The sequence below is a fragment of the Bradyrhizobium brasilense genome (genome assembly GCF_029714345.1).
Taxonomy (GTDB): Bacteria; Pseudomonadota; Alphaproteobacteria; order Rhizobiales; family Xanthobacteraceae; genus Bradyrhizobium; species Bradyrhizobium australafricanum.
The window spans coordinates 442,929-459,066 of sequence record NZ_CP121669.1 but is presented as its reverse complement, the minus strand read 5'-3'; the positions used below and the strand labels follow the sequence as shown (position 1 = coordinate 459,066).

Genomic DNA, 16,138 nt, shown 5'->3' with positions numbered 1-16,138 from the left:
AAGTCGTTAGTTCAGTGCGTCGTCGAGCAGCGCCTTGAGCTGCGCCAGATGTTTCGACATTAAGCCGGTCGCGGTTGCCGCCGATGCCGGACGACCCGCATAGCGCGGACGCCTGTTGGGTGCGTGGATCTGGTTGAGCACCCATTCCAGATAGGGCTCGATGAAGTGCCAGGAGCCCATGTTGCGCGGCTCTTCCTGGCACCAGACCACCTCGGCGTTCTTGAAGCGGCCGAGCTCCTGCACCAGCGCCTTCAGCGGCACCGGATAGAGCTGCTCGACGCGCATCAGATAGATGTCGTCGATGTCGCGCTTCTCACGCTCCTCATAGAGATCGTAGTAGACCTTGCCGGAGCACAGCACGACGCGGCGAATCTTGTCGTCCGGCACCAGCTTGATCTTCTCGTCCGGCAGCATCTGCGCGTCATCGTACAGAATGCGATGGAACGTGGCGTTCTTGCCGAGCTCCTCGAGCTGCGACACGGCGCGCTTGTGGCGCAGCAGCGACTTCGGCGTCATCAGGATCAGCGGCTTGCGGATCTCGCGATGCAGCTGGCGCCGCAGCACGTGGAAGTAGTTCGCCGGCGTGGTCGGATTGACCACCTGCATGTTGTCTTCGGCGCACATCTGCAGGTAACGCTCGAGACGCGCGGAGGAGTGCTCCGGCCCCTGTCCCTCGTAGCCGTGCGGCAGCAGGCAGACGAGGCCCGACATGCGCAACCACTTGCGTTCGCCCGAGGAGATGAACTGGTCGAACACCACCTGCGCGCCGTTGGCGAAGTCGCCGAACTGCGCTTCCCAGAGCGCCAGCGCATTCGGCTCGGCCAGCGAGTAGCCGTATTCGAAGCCAAGCACCGCCTCTTCCGACAGCAGCGAGTTGATGACCTCGTAGTGGCCGGTGTCTTCGCCGCCGAGATGGTTGAATGGCGTGTAGCGGCTCTCGTCCTCCTGGTCGATCAGGACGGAGTGGCGCTGCGAGAAGGTCCCGCGCTCGGAATCCTGGCCGGACAGCCGCACATGATGACCCTCCTGCAGCAGCGTGCAAAATGCCAGCGCCTCGCCGGTGGCCCAGTCGATCCCGACACCGCTGTCGATCGCCTTGGCGCGATTGTCGAGGAAACGCTGGATGGTGCGGTGGACGCGGAAGCCGTCCGGCACCTTGGTGATCTTGCGGCCGATATCCTTGAGAACGGCGACATCGACGCCGGTGACGCCGCGGCGGGCGTCTTCTTCCTGGTCAGCAATCTTGAAGCCTGCCCACTTGCCGTCGAGCCAGTCGGCCTTGTTCGGCTTGTAGCCGGCGCCGGCTTCGAGCTCGGCGTCGAGCCGCGCGCGCCAGTCGGCCTTGGCCTTCTCGACCTCGCCCTCGGTCAACACGCCGTCAGCGACCAGCCGCTTGGCGTAGATCTCCAGCGTTGACGGGTGAGAAGCGATCTTCTTGTACATCACCGGCTGGGTGAAGGCCGGCTCGTCGCCCTCGTTGTGGCCGTGGCGCCGGTAGCAGAACATGTCGATGACGACCGGCTTGTGGAATTTCTGCCGGAACTCGATCGCGACCTTGGCCGCGAACACCACGGCCTCCGGATCGTCGCCATTCACGTGGAAGATCGGCGCATCGATCATCTTCGCCACGTCGGACGGATAGGGCGACGAGCGCGAATAGCGCGGATAGGTGGTGAAGCCGATCTGGTTGTTGACGATGAAATGCAGCGAGCCGCCGGTGCGATAGCCCTTCAGGTCGGACAGGCTGAAGCATTCAGCCACCACGCCCTGGCCCGCGAATGCCGCATCGCCATGCATCAGCAGCGGCAGCACGGAGATGCGCATATCCGGCGGATCGCCGTGCTGGTCCTGCTTGGCGCGCACCTTGCCCATCACGACCGGATCAACGATCTCGAGATGCGACGGGTTTGCGGTCAGCGACAGATGGATGTTGTTGCCGTCGAACTCGCGGTCCGAGGAGGCGCCGAGGTGATACTTGACGTCGCCCGAGCCTTCGACCGAGTCGGGGTTGGCCGAACCGCCCTTGAACTCATGGAACAGCGCACGGTGCGGCTTACCCATCACCTGGGTCAGCACGTTGAGGCGGCCGCGATGCGGCATGCCGACCACGATCTCCTTCACGCCGAGATTGCCGCCGCGCTTGATGATCTGCTCGAGCGCCGGGATCAGCGATTCACCGCCGTCGAGGCCGAAGCGCTTGGTGCCGGTGAACTTGGTGTCGCAGAACTTCTCGAAGCCGTCCGCCTCGATCAGCTTGTTGAGGATCGCGCGGCGCCCCTCGGGCGTGAACGAGATCTCCTTGTCCGGCCCCTCGATGCGCTCCTGGATCCACGCCTTCTGCGCGGCGTTCGAGATGTGCATGAATTCGACGCCGAGCGTCTGGCAGTAGGTGCGTTCGCAGATCTGCACGATCTCGCGCAGCGTGCCGTATTCGAGGCCGAGCACGTGGTCGAGGAAGATCTTGCGATCGAAGTCCGCCTCGGTGAAGCCGTAGGAGCGCGGATCGAGCTCCTCGCGGTCGCGCGGCGCCTCGATGCCGAGCGGATCGAGCTTGGCGTGGAAATGGCCGCGCATGCGGTAGGCGCGGATCAGCATCAGCGCGCGAACCGAATCGCGGGTGGCCTGATGGACGTCGGCATCGGACAGCTCGGCGCCCTTGGCCTGCGCCTTGGCCGCGAGCTTGGTGCCGACCGCCTTCTCGACCTGGGCCCAGTTGCCGTCGAGCGCCGAGGTCAGCTCGTCGCGCGGCGTCACCGGCCAGTTGTCGCGACCCCACGAGGCGCCCTCGGCGTTCTTCTGGACGTCGGCCGGAGCGTCCTTCAGGCTTTTGAAGAAATCCTGCCATTCGGCGTCGACCGACGACGGGTCCTGCTCGTAGCGGGCGTAGAGGTCGTCGATGTAGGCGGCGTTGGTGCCCTGCAGGAATGATGAGAGTGCAAAAGCGGCGTTCGCGTCTTGGCGAGACATGGGCAGTCCTGGTGATTTTTTTCGGTTCGCGCGTAGAAGACGGCGCTGGTGCCGGTCTGGAAGTGCGCCGGCTGGATTGATACCCTTTACCCTATCTAGGACAGATATTCCTGTCTAAAAGAACTAAGAAATGAATATATTTTCATTTTTTATTGATCGGCATTTCGGCACCAAAACGCAATAAAAAAGCGGGTTCCCCAAGGAGAACCCGCCCCAAATCACGCCAAACCTCGAGGGGAACTCGCCGGACGGCGGTTACTTCAGCATCTCCGCGAGCGTATGCCCGAGGCGCGCCGGCGATGGCGACACCCTGATGCCGGCGGCTTCCATCGCCGCGGTCTTGGAACCGGCGTCGCCCTTGCCGCCCGAGATGATGGCGCCGGCATGGCCCATGCGGCGGCCGGGAGGTGCGGTGACACCGGCAATGAAGCCGACCATCGGCTTCTTGCGGCCGCGCTTGGCCTCGTCCTTGAGGAACTGGGCGGCGTCTTCCTCGGCGGAACCGCCGATTTCACCGATCATCACGATCGATTTGGTCTTCTCATCGGCCAGGAACATCTCCAGCATGTCGATGAACTCGGTGCCCTTGACCGGGTCGCCGCCGATGCCGACCGCGGTGGTCTGGCCGAGACCCTCCTGGGTGGTCTGGAACACCGCCTCATAGGTCAGGGTGCCGGAGCGGGAGACGATGCCGACCGAGCCGGGCTTGAAGATGTTGGCCGGCATGATGCCGATCTTGCATTCGCCGGCGGTCATCACGCCGGGGCAGTTCGGCCCGATCAGCCGCGACTTCGAGCCCGACAGCGAGCGCTTCACGCGCACCATGTCGAGCACCGGGATGCCCTCGGTGATGCAGACGATCAGCGGGATCTCCGCGTCGATCGCCTCGCAGATCGCGTCCGCCGCACCCGGCGGCGGAACATAGACCACGCTGGCGTCGGCGCCGGTCTTCTCGCGCGCTTCGGCGACGGTGTCGAACACCGGCAGGTTGAGATGGGTCGAGCCGCCTTTGCCGGGCGCCACGCCGCCGACCATCTTGGTGCCGTAAGCGATCGCCGCTTCCGAATGGAACGTGCCGTTCTTGCCGGTGAAGCCCTGGCAGATGACCTTGGTGTTCTTGTCGATCAGAATGGACATGGTTCGAGATGCTTTCGCGAGACGATCAGTGAAGGGTTTCAGTGAACACGCCGGTACACGCCGGTGAGCACGTCGGCCCACCCTTCCGCGTCAGGCGAGAACTGGATTTTCATGTTGTAGGTGTCGTCGTCGACGACCTCGTAGACGTGACGGGCATTGCCGCGCAGCGAGCCGCGCACCAGGATCAGCGACTTGCCCGCCCAGCCACCGGACGCCGGCGACGGCGGGTAGTAGCCGAGCGAGTCGTGCCAGAACAATTTGTAGGCCCGATCGTCGCGGTCGTAGGTGAACACGCCGTGGGTGGCGAAGCTCTCCTTGCCGTCGCGGGTCTGCACGCTGTCCTGGATCAGGTAGAAGCCGTTGAGCGCGATGCGCGCAACGACGTGAGAGGTGGCCGGACCGCCCGCGGTCCAGCGCGATGGATAGACCATCTCTTCGCCGCTCCACTCGCCCGCAAACGCCGCGAGCTTGCGGTGTTCGTCCAGCGGTGTCGGAGCGTCGAGATGATCGGCCATCGTTAGCCTCCCTTGACGGCTTTCACGATCTTCTGTGCAGCGTCATCGAGGTTGTCGGCGGGCAGGACGTTGAGGCCGCTCTCGCGGATGATCTTCTTGCCCTGCTCGACATTGGTGCCTTCAAGGCGCACCACCAGCGGCACCTTGAGGCCGACCTGCTTCACCGCGGCGACCACGCCCTCGGCGATCACGTCGCACTTCATGATGCCGCCGAAGATGTTGACCAGGATGCCCTTCACGTTCGGATCGGCGGTGATGATCTTGAACGCGGCCGCGACCTTCTCCACGCTGGCGCCGCCGCCGACGTCGAGGAAGTTCGCCGGCTCCATGCCGTACAGCTTGATGATGTCCATGGTCGCCATGGCGAGGCCGGCGCCGTTGACCATGCAGCCGATCGTGCCGTCGAGCGCGACGTAGTTGAGGTCGTATTTCGACGCCTCGATCTCCTTGGCATCTTCCTCGGTCTCGTCGCGCAGCGCGACCACGTCCGGATGACGATAGAGCGCGTTGCTGTCGAACGACACCTTGGCGTCGAGCACGCGCAGCTGGCCCTGCTTGGTGACGACGAGCGGATTGATCTCGAGCATCGCCATGTCCTTGGCGGCGAAGGCGGCATAGAGCTGGCCGGTCAGCTTCTCGGTCTGCTTGGCGAGATCGCCGGTCAGCTTCAGCGCCTTGGCAACCGTGCGGCCGTGATGCGGCATGATGCCGGTCGCGGGATCGACCGAGAACGAGACGATCTTTTCCGGGGTCGAATGCGCGACCTCTTCGATATTCACGCCGCCTTCGGTCGACACCACGAAGGAAATTTCGGAGGTCTCGCGATTGACCAGGATCGAGAGGTAGAACTCCTTGTCGATGTCGGAGCCTTCCTCGATGTAGAGGCGATTGACCTGCTTGCCGTGCGGACCGGTCTGCACCGTGACCAGCGTCGCGCCGAGCATCTGCTTGGCGAATTCGCTGACCTCGGCGGCCGATTTGGCGATGCGGACACCGCCCTTGTCGCCGGCCGATGCTTCCTTGAACTTGCCCTTGCCGCGGCCGCCGGCATGGATCTGGCTCTTCACCACCCAGATCGGGCCGGGCAGCTGCTTGGCCGCCGCGTCGGCCTCTTCCGGCTTCAGCACCGGCACGCCGCGCGAGATCGGCACGCCGAATTCATGCAGCAAAGCCTTGGCCTGGTATTCATGGATATTCATGGAAAGACGCTCCCAAACCCTCGTGCGGCGACCTTTTACGTCAGCCTTGAGACTGGCATACCATATACCAAAGCTCGCGCAACTAAAAAATCCGCCGGAATTTCATCGCCTTGCACCCGACAGGCGATTGAAACCGCCTATCGGGTCATTGCCAATCGAGATTACTTGCCGAGCAGATCGGGCGCGATCTTCTTGCAGGCGTCGACCAGGCCCTGCACCGCACCGACCGACTTGTCGAAAGCCTCGCGGTCCTTGCCCGCCAGTTCGATCTCGACGATGCGCTCGACACCCTTGGCGCCGACCACGACCGGCACGCCGACATACATGTCCTTCACGCCGTACTCGCCGTTGAGATAGGCGGCGCAGGGCAGCACGCGCTTCTTGTCCTTCAGGTAGCTCTCGGCCATCGCGATCGCGGACGCCGCCGGCGCATAGAAGGCGGAGCCGGTCTTGAGCAGGTTGACGATCTCGGCGCCGCCGTTGCGGGTGCGATCGACGATCTCATCGATGCGCGCCTGCGAGGTCCAGCCCATCTTGACGAGGTCGGGCAGCGGAATGCCGGCGACGGTCGAGTAGCGGGTCAGCGGCACCATGGTGTCGCCATGGCCGCCGAGCACGAAGGCGGTGACGTCCTCGACCGAGACGTGGAATTCGTCGGCCAGGAAATAGCGGAAACGCGCGGAGTCGAGCACGCCGGCCATGCCGACCACCTTCTTGTGCGGCAGGCCCGAGGCCTTCTGCAGCGCCCACACCATGGCGTCGAGCGGGTTGGTGATGCAGATGACGAAAGCGTCGGGCGCGTACTTCTTGATGCCGGCGCCGACCTGCTCCATGACCTTGAGGTTGATGGAAAGGAGATCGTCGCGGCTCATGCCGGGCTTGCGCGGCACGCCGGCGGTGACGATGCAGACCTTGGCGCCGTCGAGCGCTTCATAGGAATTGGCGCCGACCAGATTGGAATCGAAACCGTCGACCGGCGACGACTGCGCGATGTCGAGCGCTTTGCCCTGCGGCACGCCCTCGGCAATATCGAACAGCACGACGTCTCCGAGTTCCTTGAGGCCGACGAGGTGCGCCAGCGTTCCGCCGATCTGTCCGGAGCCAATCAGAGCAATCTTGTCGCGTGCCATGGGAAATCAGTCCTTTGAACTGTGTACGGGAGGGAGGGAAGTCGGTTGCAAGGGTGGTTATCCCTTTCGAATGATCCATTCAAGTCGCGGCCTGCCCGATTGCGGGCCCTGCCTGGAATTCGATCAGGCATGCCAGCAACATCCGCCGCGGAGACACGAAAAGTTGCTCCGAACCGGACCGCGCGCAAGACGGAATTTCGAGACGGAATTTCGAGGCTGAATTTCAGGTCTCGACCAGGCCGGTCGACGCGCCGCTCGCGGAGGAGTCCTTCCGGCCGTGCGGCAGCGCCAGGTAGGATTCCGAGCTCATTTCGATCAGGCGCGAGGATGTGCGCTTGAACTCCATCGCCTCGACGCCGTCGGTCGCAAGGTACAGCGACACCGGATCGGCCTCGGCCGAGGCCATCAGCTTCACGGCATTGTCATAGAGCGTGTCGATCAGCGAGATGAAGCGCTTGGCGGCGTTGCGCTCGGCGTAGTCCATCACCGGAATGTGGTCGATCAGGATCGTATGGTAGTCGTGCGCGAGCCTGAGATAGTCGGACGCGGCCAGCGGCTTCTCGCAGATGTCCATGAAGCTGAAGCGCGCGACGCCGTGCGCCGAGCAGGGCACGTTCAGGATGCGTCCCTTGATCGGAATGAGGCGCGCCTTGCACGGGGCATTGCCGGTCATCTTGCGCCAGGCCGCGTTGAGCGCGGCATCGGCTGCGTCATCCGCCGGCACCAACCACATCTTGACGCCGACAAGTTTCTCCAGCCGGAAGTCGGTGCGCGCATCGAGCCGCAACACGTCCATGTGGTCGGAGATCTGCGCAATGAACGGCAGGAACAGCGCGCGATTGAGCCCGCCCTTGTAGAGATCCTCAGGCGCAACGTTCGAGGTCGCGACCACGACGGTGCCGAGTTCGAACAGCTTTGCGAACAGCCGGCCGAGGATCATCGCATCGGCGATGTCGGTGACGTGAAATTCGTCGAAGCAGAGCAGCCAGGCTTCGTCGAAGATCGCCTGCGCGGTGAGCGCGATCACGTCGCCGTCCGCGATCTCACCGCGCGCGATCTGCTGACGGTAGCCGTAGATGCGCTCATGCGCCTCGGCCATGAATTCGTGGAAGTGCGCACGGCGCTTGTGCTCGACCGGGCTCTGCTGGAAGAACAGATCCATCAGCATGGTCTTGCCGCGGCCGACCTCGCCATGCACGTAGAGCCCGTGCGGCGGCTTGTCGTCCTTGTCGCCGCCGAACAGCCGCCCGAACAGGCCTTGCTTGCGCTGCGGCTTGTAGCTCGCGAGCCGCTCATCCAGCGCGCCGAATGCCTCGGCGGCGCGGGCCTGGGCGGGATCGGCCTCGATCGCGCCGGAGGCGACCAGGGATTTGTAGAGCTCGAGAAAGGAACTGGGCGAGGTGGACAGCATGAGCCCACCTTACGGCCCTAGTGCGCGGCAAATTGCAAGCCGTGAATTGTGCCAGCCGGTATGCAGGCCCAGGCGGGTATGCAAGGCAAGCCCTTGCATACCCCGCCGCCGCACGAGCCTTGCCGAGCCGCGAGCCTAAGAAACCTCACGCGCAGAGCGCGTAGGAATCCTCGACCACATAGGGGCCGCCGCCTGTCGACGCGCGCGACGAGAACAGCACGAAGCGGTCCGCCAGGAAACTGCGGCTCGGGAAGTAGCCGCGCACGGACAGATAATCCGCGACGTCCTGGCTCGAAGCGTCATGCAGACGCGCGAGTGTGACATGTGGCGTGAATTTCCTGCCCTCGGGATCGAGCCCCATCCGCTGCATCATCCGCTCGAGCTCGGCCTGCAGTTCGATCAACGGCCGGCTCGGCTCGACGGCGGCAACCACCGCGCGCGGCTTGCGTCCGCCGAAGCTCGACAGGCCTTGCAATTTGACCTCGAACGGCTTGCGGTTTACCCGAAACAACATCGTCGCGATCTCGTTGGCCCACATGCCATCGATATCGCCGATGAAGCGCAAAGTGACGTGATAATTTTCGGGATCGATCCAGCGTGCGCCGGGAAGGCCGCCACGCAAGCTGGAGAGGGTTTGGCCGATATCGGCCGGAATTTCCAGTCCAGTGAACAGACGCGGCATCGCAATAATCCTCGATGCTTGGCGCGGGTTTTGGGAGCCCGCACCCTGTAACGGCCCGGCGACGAATCACCGATGCCTATTTGTACCCGAGATATGTGACTCTGCGAAGCATGACCCGTTAACAGCTCGTAAACCTACGGGCACGACACGGCTCACTGCCTGCGCTTCAACTGCGTTGCCCTGATATTGCGCCGAGAAATGCCTCCACTGTGGGCAGGATATTTTTCACAACGATGTCCACACCTGCTGCCGTCGGATGCATGCCGTCGGCCTGGTTGAGCTTCGCGTCGGCGGCAACCCCATCGAGGAAGAACGGATAGAGCGGCACGCCAAGGGTCTTCGAGAGATCCGGATAGATCGCGTTGAACTTCGCTGCGTACTCACTGCCATAGTTCGGTGGCGCGAGCATGCCGCACAAGAGCACGGCGATCTTGCGCGCCTGCAACTTTGTGATGATGTCGGAGAGCGCGGCACGCGTGACGGCGGGATCGATGCCGCGCAAGGCATCGTTGGCGCCGAGCTCGACAATCACGGCATCGGTTCCATCAGGCACCGACCAGTCGAGCCGCTCGCGGCCGCCCGAGGCGGTGTCGCCGGACACCCCGGCATTGCTCATCTCGACCTTTATCCCCTTGGCTTCCAACGCCTTTTGCAGCCGGATCGGGAATGCCGCCGGGCCCGGAAGGCCATACCCGGCGCTTAGGGAATCGCCCAGCACCACCATCTTGATCGGCTTCGCCGGGCCCTTCTCCGGGCCATTCTCCAGCCTTGGCGTCTGCGCGCTGGCCGCCGTCATCAAGCCCATAAGCAACACGAGTATGTGCACGAAGATTCTCAACCGGCCCTCGACCGCAGCCGCGGAAGTGCCATATGACCGAACCATGGACAGTCTCATCGAATCCTCTTCACTGACCGACGTCGAGCCGGACACCATTGCCGTCAGGAACGTCAATCTCTCGCTCGGCACCGGCGCGGCACGGGTCCATATCCTCAAAGATATCAGCCTTCGTGTGGCGGCCGGTGAGGCCATCGGCCTGATCGGCCCGTCGGGCTCGGGCAAGTCGACCTTGCTGATGGTAATGGCGGGGCTCGAACGTCCTGACAGTGGAGAAGTGGTCGTCAACGGCACCTCGTTCAATGCCCTCGATGAAGATGCGCTGGCGCGCTTCCGCGGCCGCCAGGTCGGCATCGTCTTCCAGTCGTTCCATCTGATCCCGACCATGACGGCGCTGGAGAATGTCGCGGTGCCGCTCGAGCTCGCCGGCAATCCCGATGCCGCCGGGCGCGCCGCGCAGGAGTTGCAATCGGTCGGGCTCGGCGAGCGCCTGCATCACTATCCGACGCAACTCTCCGGCGGCGAGCAGCAGCGCGTCGCGATCGCGCGCGCGCTCGCACCCGATCCCGCGATCCTCGTTGCCGACGAGCCGACCGGGAATCTCGACGAGACGACGGGCAAGCAGATCGTCGACCTGCTGTTCACCAAGCACGCCGAGCGCGGCATGACCCTGGTGCTGGTGACGCACGATCTCGCGCTCGCGCAGCGCTGCGACCGCGTCGTGCGGCTGCGCTCCGGCCGCATCGACGGACCATCCACGACATGAGCATCGCGTCCGAAGTCGCGGTGCAGGGCCGCGCGTCGTCGCTTGCCTTCCGTTATGCGCTGCGCGAATTGCGCGGCGGCCTGCGCGGCTTCTACGTGTTCATCGCCTGCATCGCGCTCGGCGTGATGGCGATTGCCGGCGTCGGCTCGGTCGCCGCGAGCCTTGGCGACGGCCTGTCCCGCGAGGGACGCACGCTGCTCGGCGGCGACGTCGCGTTCTCGCTGATCTCGCGCGAGGCCAAGCCCAACGAGGTCGCCTATCTGCGCACGCGCGGCGAGGTTTCGATCGCGGCCACGCTGCGCGCGATGGCTCGCAGCAATGACGGCAAGCTGGCGCTGGTCGAGCTCAAGGCGGTCGACGGCAAATATCCGATGCTCGGCGAGCTGACGCTCGAGCCGAACATGCCGGTCGCCGATCTGCTGGCCGAACGCGACGGCGTCTACGGCGCGGCCGCCGATTCGACGTTGCTGGCGCGGCTCGACCTGAAGCTCGGTGACCGCGTCACCATCGGCAGTGCGACCTACCAGATCCGCAGCGTGGTGGTGGCCGAGCCCGACAAGCTCGCCGGCGGCGTCGGCCTCGGGCCGCGCTTCCTGGTCAGCGAAGCCAGCCTGCGCGCCACCGACCTGCTGCAACCGGGCAGCCTGGTGCGCTGGATCTACCGCGTGAAACTGCCTGACGGCGCCAACGACGATCGCGCCACCACCGCGCTGATCGACGGCGCGCGGGCCGCCGCGCCGGAGGCCGGCTGGGAGGTCCGCAGCCGCAGCAATGCCTCGCCGCAGCTCGAGCGCACCATCAACCGCTTCACCCAGTTCCTGACCCTGGTCGGCCTCGCGGCGCTCTTGGTCGGCGGTGTCGGCGTCGCCAACGCGGTGAAGAGCCATATCGACCGGCGCCGCGACGTCATCGCTTCGTTCAAGGCGCTCGGCGCCACCGGCCGCGACGTCTTCACGATCTACTGCACGCAGGTGGTGGTGCTGGCCGGGATCGGCTCGGTGATCGGGCTCGTGCTCGGCGCCGCGCTCCCCTTCGCCATCGTCGGCCTGTTCGGCAAGCTGCTGCCGCTGCCGGTCGTGCCTGCGCTGCATCCCGACGAGCTCGCGCTGTCCTTCCTCTACGGCCAGCTCACCGCGCTGGCTTTCGGGCTGTGGCCGCTCGGCCGGGTGCATGACGTACCGGTCGCCGCGCTGTTCCGCGAGACCGTCACCAGCGAGTGGCATCGCCCGCGCTGGAGCTATCTGGCGCTGATGGCCGTGGTGATCGCGCTCCTGATCGGCGTCGCGATCGGGCTTGCCTATGACAAGCGGGTCGCCGCCGTGTTCGTCGCCTCGTCGATCGCAGTGTTCCTGCTGCTGCGCGGAATCGCCGAGCTTCTGATGGCGGTGGCGCGGCGGCTGCCGCGCAGCCGCATGACCATGCTGCGGCTGGCGATCGCCAACATCCACCGGCCGGGCGCGCTGACGCCGTCGGTGGTGCTGTCGCTGGGGCTCGGGCTGGCGGTGCTCGTCACCATCACCCAGATCGACGGCAATCTGCGCCGGCAATTCCTGGCCGCCCTGCCGGAGCGGGCGCCGTCGTTCTTCTTCATCGACATTCCCTCCACCGAAGCCGACCGCTTCAATGCCTTCCTGGCCAAGGTCGCCGCCGGCTCGACCGTCGAGGACGTGCCGATGCTGCGCGGGCGCATCGTGGCCGCGCGCGGCGTCAAGGCCGACCAGCTCAAGCCGTCGGTCGATTCGGAATGGGTGCTGCAGAGCGACCGGGGCCTGACCTATACCGGCGAAATTCCCAAGGGCTCGAAGATCGTCGAAGGCGAATGGTGGGGGCCGGACTACAGCGGGCCGCCGCTGGTCTCGATGGAGAAGAAGATCGCCGACGGCCTGTCGTTGAAGATCGGCGACGAGATCGTCGTCAACGTGCTCGGCCGTGACGTGCCGGCGAAGATCGCCAACCTGCGCAACATCGACTGGCAGGGCCTCGGCATCAATTTTGTGCTGGTGTTCTCGCCGAATGCCTTCAAGGGCGCGCCGCACAGCCATGTCGCGACCCTGACGGAACCACACGCCGATTCCGCCGACGACGCGCGCATCATCAAGCAGGTCGCCGACGCGTTCCCGATGGTGACCAGCGTGCGGGTCCGCGAGGCGCTGGAGACGGTCGGCAGCGTGGTCAGCAATCTGGTGCTGGCGATCCGCGGCGCCAGCGCCGTGACGCTGATCTCCGCGATCCTGGTGCTCGGCGGCGCGCTCGCCGCCGGACACCGTCACCGCGTCTATGACGCCGTGATTCTCAAGACGCTCGGCGCCACGCGGGTGCGACTGCTCGGCGCCTACGCGCTGGAGTATCTGATGATCGGTTTTGCAACCGCGGTGTTCGGGGTGATCGCCGGCTCGATCGCGGCCTGGCTGATCGTGACTAGGCTGATGACGCTGAGTTTTATCTGGCAGGCCGGCAGCGCCGCGCTGGTCGTGGTCGCCGCGCTGGTCGTCACGGTCGGACTGGGGCTCGCCGGGACGCTGCTCGCGCTAAACCAGAAGCCGGCCTCAGTGTTGCGGAATTTGTGACAAAATGTAGCGGCGCGAGCGCCGTTTTTGCCTATGATGCTAGGGCAGAGCGACATTCGGCCGCGCGTGGAAGCTTGCGTCGGATGTGTTAATTTCCCACATACCAATCGGGTCGGATAGTCGGTTTGAATGACACGGAATTAATGTTCCGCAAACCGAGCCATCTGAGATAGATTTACGACCGGCGCCGCAAATCCCTTGCGCTCCACCGGGACCAACCACGGGAATTCGACCATGTCGGACCTAGACCGCAACTACGCTTCTCCTTTCGGCCGGGCCGCCGGGCGCATTGACGCTGCGGCCGTCGACGCCGGTCTGCGCGCCTACATGCTGCGCATCTACAACTACATGAGCATCGGCCTGGCCATCACCGGCCTCGCCGCGCTCGGCGTCTACATGGGTGCGGTGACGACCGACCAGTCGGCCGCCGTCGCCAAGTTCGGCAACGCCTATCTGACGCAGTTCGGCTACGCGATGTTCGTGAGCCCGCTGAAGTGGCTGTTCATCCTCGCCCCTCTGGCGATGGTGTTCGTCATCTCGGCCGGCATCAACCGCCTGCAGCCCGCGACCGCCCAACTCCTGTTCTGGGTGTTCTCGGCGCTGATGGGCCTGTCGCTGTCGTCGATCTTCCTGGTGTACACGCACACCTCGATCGTGCGCGTGTTCTTCATCACCGCGGCGACGTTCGGTGCGCTGAGCCTCTACGGCTACACCACCAAGCGTGACATGAGCGGCATGGGCTCGTTCCTGTTCATGGGTCTGATCGGCATCATCATTGCGAGCCTGGTCAACCTGTTCCTGGCGAGCTCGGCGCTGCAGTTCATCGTGTCGGTGGTCGGCGTGCTGGTGTTCGCGGGCCTCACCGCCTGGGACACCCAGCGGCTCAAGAACGACTACATCTACGGCTACGCCTCGCAGGGTGGCGTGATGGCAGAGCGTGCGGCAATCACTGGTGCGCTGTCGCTCTACCTGAACTTCATCAACCTGTTCACGCTGCTCCTGCAGCTGCTCGGCCAGCGCGACTAAGCGCCTCGAGCGAGCCGATCAAATCCAAGCCCCGGCCATCCCGCCGGGGCTTTTCTTTTGGGCGAGGCGAGATGTGATGTAGCCCGGATGAAGCGCAAGCGAAATCCGGGACAGGCTCATCCGCGGCTTCAACGGCCCCGGATTACGCGGAGCCTGCCATCGGGCGCGTTCGCGCGACCCGTTGGCTCCATCCGGGCTACAAGCAGACTGACCTGACGCGCTTAGACCAGCGACAGCTTGCGATCGATCACGAACAGCACGCGTTCCAGTTCATGGCCACGACGGAGGATCAGGCCGGTCGCGGAAATCACGCTGTACATGCCCTGCTTGCGCGCAAGCCGGGGATCCTTCTCGATCCGGTAGATCGGCACTTCCGACGCGCGCCGGAACACCGAGAACACGGCACGGTCCTTCAGGAAGTCGATCGCATAGTCGCGCCACTCGCCGTCGGCGACCATGCGGCCGTAGAGATTGAGAATGCGGTTGAGTTCAAGTCGATTGAAAGTCACGCGGTTGGGCTGAGGGGTCGCGGCGGCGGTGCGCGCCGCGGCACGACTCCCGCTCGGATCGGTGTCCTCCGAGATCAAACTCATCGAGCGCCTCCTGTCACCTCGGCGACGATCGGGTTCCGAAGGCCCCTCTTCGGGATCGTCACGAGAGTGACATGATCGCGCTAAGCGAGCGTGCCCGCAAGGGGCCAATCGCAATGCAACCGGGCCTTAACCACGGCCGCGCACGGCGGATTGTCCGGAAAACCGCAGAGTCACGGGAACGTTAGCGGAATCATATTGCTGCCCCACTTCCGCCCATCGCCCGCCCCGCTGCCCTGCGAAAAGGAAATCCTGCGTTGGCCCGGTCCTTTCGGTTCCGGATTCCTCAGCCCCCAGCCCCCCGGGGCCGTCGGGATCGGGCCTGTTCGCAGGGGAGTTAAATCCCAACACTGGGCCAACGAAAGTTGGTCCTTTTTGTTTTTGGGACCTGCGCAAGCTGGACGCGCGCAAAGCCCCGGCGCTTTCCTTTTCGGCAAATCACTGGATGCAGGCTTGTCGCCGTGCGCGGCTGCACGACAATATGCGTGCGGCCAGCGACGCGACCGGCCGAAGCCAGCGCATCGCGCCTTACCGTGGCGAGGCGCTAGTGAAGCGAGGTGAAGGCAGCGCCGAGCATCGGGCCCGGCTTGTCGCGGTTGCCGTCCTGGACGTACACCGCCGCAGCATCGACACCGTCACGCGTGATGTTCTCCAGCGGCACGGTCCAGCTCCCGGACGAACCGTTCCAGTCACCGACCTTGAGGAGATTGCGCACCACGTTGTGGTAGGTGATCTCGCGGCCACGGTTCTCGCCGCGCGCGATCGAGATCGGCACCGACTTCGAGATCGAGCAGATCCAGACCTCGCCGCGCGACACTGCGGGCGACTTCGACGCGGCGACCGACACGTTGATCTGCTTGCCGCTCAGCGTCATCGTCACCGGCACCGACATCACGCTGCCGCTCCTTTCGGTGCTCTTGATGGCGTCCTCGATACTGGCGCGGTCGCTGCCGATCACATGCGCAGAGCCATTGATCACGGCCTGCGGCGTGTAGACGTCGCGATCGCCGCGTACATGCGAATAGGCCTTCTGGCGCGCGCTGAAACGGGAATCGGCCAGCGTGTCCTTCCAGCCGAGATAGTCCCAATAGTCGATCGGCATGCTCAGCGCGATGACGTTGGGGTCCTTCGCGAGATCACCGATGATCTTGTCCGCGGGCGGACAGGAGGAGCATCCCTGCGAGGTGAAGAGTTCGACGACAGCACGCGGATCGGCGTGGGCGGGGCGGATGATCGCGACGATTGCGCAGATACCAAGGGCGCTCGACCATCGCGAGATAGAATTATAGGCCATCATCGCTGTCATACTGCGA

At 64.6% G+C, this 16,138-nt stretch carries 13 protein-coding genes; 3 read left to right on the top strand and 10 right to left on the bottom strand.

Features of this window, described 5'->3' with window-relative positions; all coding sequences use genetic code 11:
- Positions 1-6 precede the first annotated feature (6 nt).
- The 8 genes from QA635_RS02160 to QA635_RS02125 form a co-directional block, all read right to left on the bottom strand.
- Positions 7-2,967: a 2-oxoglutarate dehydrogenase E1 component gene (locus tag QA635_RS02160; protein ID WP_076834628.1), complete on the bottom strand. Its 2,961-nt coding sequence runs from the start codon at positions 2,965-2,967 to the stop codon at positions 7-9.
- Between the two features lie 255 nt (positions 2,968-3,222).
- A complete protein-coding gene (gene sucD, locus QA635_RS02155) occupies positions 3,223-4,104 on the bottom strand; it encodes a succinate--CoA ligase subunit alpha (RefSeq protein WP_028340814.1) in 882 nt (293 codons plus the stop codon).
- 38 nt (positions 4,105-4,142) lie between these two features.
- Positions 4,143-4,619, bottom strand: a complete 477-nt coding sequence (locus tag QA635_RS02150) for a DUF1579 family protein (RefSeq protein ID WP_028340815.1) — start codon at positions 4,617-4,619, stop codon at positions 4,143-4,145.
- A gap of 2 nt (positions 4,620-4,621) precedes the next feature.
- Entirely contained in the window at positions 4,622-5,818 is a 1,197-nt protein-coding gene (sucC, locus tag QA635_RS02145; protein ID WP_283066550.1) for an ADP-forming succinate--CoA ligase subunit beta, read from the bottom strand.
- A gap of 161 nt (positions 5,819-5,979) precedes the next feature.
- Complete coding sequence (mdh, locus tag QA635_RS02140; RefSeq protein ID WP_028336306.1) at positions 5,980-6,948, bottom strand: malate dehydrogenase; 969 nt, start codon at positions 6,946-6,948, stop codon at positions 5,980-5,982.
- A gap of 223 nt (positions 6,949-7,171) precedes the next feature.
- Positions 7,172-8,359, bottom strand: coding sequence for a cell division protein ZapE (zapE, locus tag QA635_RS02135; protein ID WP_283066547.1), 1,188 nt, complete (start codon positions 8,357-8,359; stop codon positions 7,172-7,174).
- Positions 8,360-8,504: 145 nt separating this feature from the next.
- The gene (thpR, locus tag QA635_RS02130; RefSeq protein WP_057020928.1) at positions 8,505-9,041 is read right to left on the bottom strand and encodes an RNA 2',3'-cyclic phosphodiesterase; all 537 of its coding nucleotides are present in this window, start codon (positions 9,039-9,041) and stop codon (positions 8,505-8,507) included.
- 166 nt (positions 9,042-9,207) lie between these two features.
- Positions 9,208-9,867, bottom strand: coding sequence for an arylesterase (locus tag QA635_RS02125; protein ID WP_076834707.1), 660 nt, complete (start codon positions 9,865-9,867; stop codon positions 9,208-9,210).
- Positions 9,868-9,922: 55 nt separating this feature from the next.
- Here QA635_RS02125 and QA635_RS02120 point away from each other — a divergent pair, with 55 nt between their 5' ends.
- The 3 genes from QA635_RS02120 (at position 9,923) to QA635_RS02110 (ending at position 14,235) form a co-directional block, all read left to right on the top strand.
- A complete protein-coding gene (locus tag QA635_RS02120) occupies positions 9,923-10,642 on the top strand; it encodes an ABC transporter ATP-binding protein (protein ID WP_283066546.1) in 720 nt (239 codons plus the stop codon).
- Positions 10,639-13,209: an ABC transporter permease gene (locus QA635_RS02115; RefSeq protein ID WP_283066544.1), complete on the top strand. Its 2,571-nt coding sequence runs from the start codon at positions 10,639-10,641 to the stop codon at positions 13,207-13,209. The genes QA635_RS02120 and QA635_RS02115 overlap by 4 nt, the downstream gene beginning before the upstream one ends.
- A 234-nt stretch (positions 13,210-13,443) precedes the next feature.
- Positions 13,444-14,235 (top strand): Bax inhibitor-1/YccA family protein, encoded by a 792-nt coding sequence (locus QA635_RS02110; RefSeq protein ID WP_021078796.1) that lies wholly within the window; start codon positions 13,444-13,446, stop codon positions 14,233-14,235.
- A gap of 221 nt (positions 14,236-14,456) precedes the next feature.
- On the opposite strand, the gene QA635_RS02105 is transcribed toward QA635_RS02110, so the two are convergent.
- Positions 14,457-14,828 (bottom strand): DUF2794 domain-containing protein, encoded by a 372-nt coding sequence (locus tag QA635_RS02105; protein ID WP_028340822.1) that lies wholly within the window; start codon positions 14,826-14,828, stop codon positions 14,457-14,459.
- 541 nt (positions 14,829-15,369) lie between these two features.
- Positions 15,370-16,131 (bottom strand): DUF1223 domain-containing protein, encoded by a 762-nt coding sequence (locus QA635_RS02100; protein ID WP_283066538.1) that lies wholly within the window; start codon positions 16,129-16,131, stop codon positions 15,370-15,372.
- Positions 16,132-16,138 lie beyond the last annotated feature (7 nt).

Bases quoted from the DNA above. Each gene is read 5' to 3' on its own strand.
- mdh (WP_028336306.1), bottom strand. From the start codon at position 6,948: ATGGCACGCGACAAGATTGCTCTGATTGGCTCCGGACAGATCGGCGGA.
- QA635_RS02105 (WP_028340822.1), bottom strand. From the start codon at position 14,828: ATGAGTTTGATCTCGGAGGACACCGATCCGAGCGGGAGTCGTGCCGCG.
- QA635_RS02110 (WP_021078796.1), top strand. From the start codon at position 13,444: ATGTCGGACCTAGACCGCAACTACGCTTCTCCTTTCGGCCGGGCCGCC.
- thpR (WP_057020928.1), bottom strand. From the start codon at position 9,041: ATGCCGCGTCTGTTCACTGGACTGGAAATTCCGGCCGATATCGGCCAA.
- QA635_RS02150 (WP_028340815.1), bottom strand. From the start codon at position 4,619: ATGGCCGATCATCTCGACGCTCCGACACCGCTGGACGAACACCGCAAG.
- zapE (WP_283066547.1), bottom strand. From the start codon at position 8,359: ATGCTGTCCACCTCGCCCAGTTCCTTTCTCGAGCTCTACAAATCCCTG.
- QA635_RS02100 (WP_283066538.1), bottom strand. From the start codon at position 16,131: ATGACAGCGATGATGGCCTATAATTCTATCTCGCGATGGTCGAGCGCC.
- QA635_RS02160 (WP_076834628.1), bottom strand. From the start codon at position 2,967: ATGTCTCGCCAAGACGCGAACGCCGCTTTTGCACTCTCATCATTCCTG.
- sucD (WP_028340814.1), bottom strand. From the start codon at position 4,104: ATGTCCATTCTGATCGACAAGAACACCAAGGTCATCTGCCAGGGCTTC.
- QA635_RS02120 (WP_283066546.1), top strand. From the start codon at position 9,923: ATGGACAGTCTCATCGAATCCTCTTCACTGACCGACGTCGAGCCGGAC.
- QA635_RS02115 (WP_283066544.1), top strand. From the start codon at position 10,639: ATGAGCATCGCGTCCGAAGTCGCGGTGCAGGGCCGCGCGTCGTCGCTT.
- sucC (WP_283066550.1), bottom strand. From the start codon at position 5,818: ATGAATATCCATGAATACCAGGCCAAGGCTTTGCTGCATGAATTCGGC.